General features: G+C 67.1%; 3 protein-coding genes and 1 pseudogene. 3 read left to right on the top strand and 1 reads right to left on the bottom strand.

What is annotated here, in order from left to right:
* Together IC66_RS0129950 and IC66_RS0129955 are read left to right on the top strand one after the other, a co-directional pair.
* A pseudogene (locus IC66_RS0129950) lies at nt 1-294 on the top strand (mannitol dehydrogenase family protein); the annotation flags it as partial.
* Between the two features lie 98 nt (nt 295-392).
* The gene (locus tag IC66_RS0129955) at nt 393-800 is read left to right on the top strand and encodes a nuclear transport factor 2 family protein (protein WP_038950138.1); all 408 of its coding nucleotides are present in this window, start codon (nt 393-395) and stop codon (nt 798-800) included.
* 25 nt (nt 801-825) lie between these two features.
* On the opposite strand, the gene IC66_RS0129960 is transcribed toward IC66_RS0129955, so the two are convergent.
* Nucleotides 826-1,581, bottom strand: a complete 756-nt coding sequence (locus IC66_RS0129960) for an HAD family hydrolase (RefSeq protein WP_049806670.1) — start codon at nt 1,579-1,581, stop codon at nt 826-828.
* Nucleotides 1,582-1,727: 146 nt separating this feature from the next.
* Here IC66_RS0129960 and IC66_RS0129965 point away from each other — a divergent pair, with 146 nt between their 5' ends.
* The gene (locus IC66_RS0129965) at nt 1,728-2,576 is read left to right on the top strand and encodes an SDR family oxidoreductase (protein WP_038950140.1); all 849 of its coding nucleotides are present in this window, start codon (nt 1,728-1,730) and stop codon (nt 2,574-2,576) included.
* The last annotated feature ends 161 nt before the right edge of the window (nt 2,577-2,737 follow it).

The following is a 2,737-nucleotide window of genomic DNA, read 5'->3' on the forward strand; positions in this document are numbered from 1 at the left end:
CTGCCGATCTCGACCCATGCGCTCGCGGTGGCCGGCTGGATGCGCTACGTCAGCGGCCTCGACGAGCAGGGCCGCGCCATCGACGTGCGCGATCCCCTCGCCGCCGAATTCGCCGCGCTGGCGCGCGAGGCGGGGCCCGTTGCCGAGCGGCTCGCGCCTGCGCTGCTCGGGGTTCAGAAGGTGTTCGGGCCGCTGGGGTCCGAGCCGCGCCTGCGCGAGGCCGTGACCACGGCGCTCGGCCGTCTCTACAAGGATGGTGCGCGGCGGGCCGTGGAGACGCTCGTCGCGGCCTGACCACTGAGCGGGCAATGCTGCACTGCGGTCCAAATCGGACACAAGGTCGAACGGAAGTCGCGCTTGATTTTTGCCTGTCCTTGCCCCACCCGAGAGCGATGGCAAAGGACAGCAAGATCATCGCCGCCAACGCGGCCTTCTACGCCGCGTTTTCGACCGGCGACTTCGACGGCATGGAACGGTTGTGGGTGGACGACGACGCCATTTCCTGCATCCATCCCGGTTGGCCGGCCATCATCGGGCGCGCCACGGTGATCGGAAGCTGGCGCGACATCCTGCAAAACCCGGAGCGGCCGCAGATCGTCTGCGCCGAGCCGCAGGTCATCGTCGACGGCGACAGCGCCCGCGTGCTCTGCATCGAGATCGTCGACGGCACCGCCCTGGCCGCGGCGAACCATTTTCGCCGCGTCGGCGACGAGTGGCTGCTAGTGCATCACCAATCGAGCCCGATCGCGCAGATTGTCGAGCAGGCTGAAGACGATAGAGCGAGCCACCGCGTGCACTGAACGCGGCGGGACCCGCGGGCGTGAGCTACTGTGCATGGGGTTGTTTTTCAGTTTCTTGTTTGGCGACCCCGAGTTCCGACAGGTCATCCAGCACGGCCCGCGCCGCGGAAAAATCATCATCCGCGAAGAACATGCTCCGGGTGATCAGAACCGGAATGCCGGCGCGTGAGGCCGCAATCAGCCCGTTGGCGGAATCCTCGATGGCCACGCAGTCGGCCGCGCCGAGTTGCAGCCGCGCCAGCGTTTCCAGATAGACGTCCGGTGCCGGCTTCTTGTGCCTGACATCGTCACCGGCGACGATGGCGTCGAACTGCGCAGCCCAACCCGCCCCCAGCGCCTGCGACAGCAGCGCATCGATGTTGCCGTGGGAGGTCGTGGTCGCAATCCCAAGCCGCTGGCCGCGCGCCTTCGCCGCAGCGAGCAGCTCGATCACGCCCGGCCTTAAGGAACAGCAGCCGGTTTCGACCAGCTCGGCGTAATGCGCGGTCTTGATGCGGTGAAGCGCGGCAATGTCCTCGTCCGGCAGCGGCGGGACGTTCCGCAGCCTTCCGTGGTAGGCGCGCATGCGCTCCTGGCCGCCGGTCACCCGCAGCAGGTCCTTGTAGACCGCGCGGTCCCACTGCCAGTCGAGACCGTGGTGCGCGAAGGCATGGTTGAAGGCCTGCCGATGCAGCTCCTCGGTCTCGGCCAGAGTGCCATCGACGTCGAAGATCAGCGCGGCCGCGCGCCGGACCAGCTCATTGGCATCCGGCGGCCCCAAGGCGAGCGCTTCTGCCTGCATGATCGATGCCTCCCTGTGACAGGCGAACATCGCCCAAGGCAGGAGGTGAGACAAATCGCAATATCTTTTGCCGGACCCAAAAATCTCTTATGAGCAAACGACGCGCGACGGCGCGGACGGGAACTTTCGACCTGCACAGGAGACGCATGCGGCTCTTCATCCTTGGCCTCGGCTATAGTGCCCGGCATTTCGTCCGCACACATGGCGGCAGCTTCTCGCATATCGCCGGCACCGTGCGCGATCCCGGAAAGCGGGATGACCTCGCCGGCATCGAGGTGCATGCCTTTTCGGGCGAGCCTCCTGCACGCGAGACGGTCGAGCAAGTTCGCGAGGCCGATGTCCTTCTCATATCGATCCCGCCCGGTAGCAGCGGCGATCCCGCCATCGCCGCGTTCGGCGACGTGCTGGCGACGGGCCGCCGCAAGATCGTCTATCTCTCCACCATCGGCGTCTACGGCGATCACGGCGGCGGCTGGGTCGACGAGAGTACTCCGCCGCAGGCAACGCTCGACCGCGCCCGCATGCGGGTTGCCGCCGAGCAGGCCTGGATGGACATGGCCCGCGGCGATGCCGCCATCCTGCGGCTTGCGGGCATCTACGGCCCCGGCCGCAACGCGCTGGCGACACTGCGGGGTGGGACAGCCCGCCGCGTCATCAAGCCGGGCCAGGTCTTCAACCGCATCCATGTCGACGACATCGCGAGTGCGATCATGGCCGCCATTCCCCACGGAAGCGGCGGCATCTGGAACGTCTGCGACGACGAGCCGGCGCCGCCGCAGGACGTGATCGCCTATGCGGCGAAACTGATGGGCGTTGCGCCGCCGCCGGAAGAGGCGTTCGCGACGGCCGAGATGTCGGCGATGGCCCGCAGCTTCTATGCCAGCAGCGCCCGCGTCTCCAACGCAAAACTGAAGTGCGAGCTCGGCGTCACGCTTGTCCACCCGACCTATCGGCGCGGCCTCGACGCGCTGTGGCATGCAGGCGAAGCACGATAAGGCACCGCCGCGTCCGGCACGTCCCAGACATGCCCTGCCCGCGCTTGACTTCGCGTCGGTGCAGTCGTGATCTAGGCGTGCAACGAGCCACTCACACAACGAGCTCGTGCGGGAGGAACATAATGAACAAGACGATCGCCATGATCGCGGCGGCGGCTGCC

Source organism: Bradyrhizobium genomosp. III, assembly GCF_000261705.1.
Lineage (GTDB): Bacteria > Pseudomonadota > Alphaproteobacteria > Rhizobiales > Xanthobacteraceae > Bradyrhizobium > Bradyrhizobium ottawaense.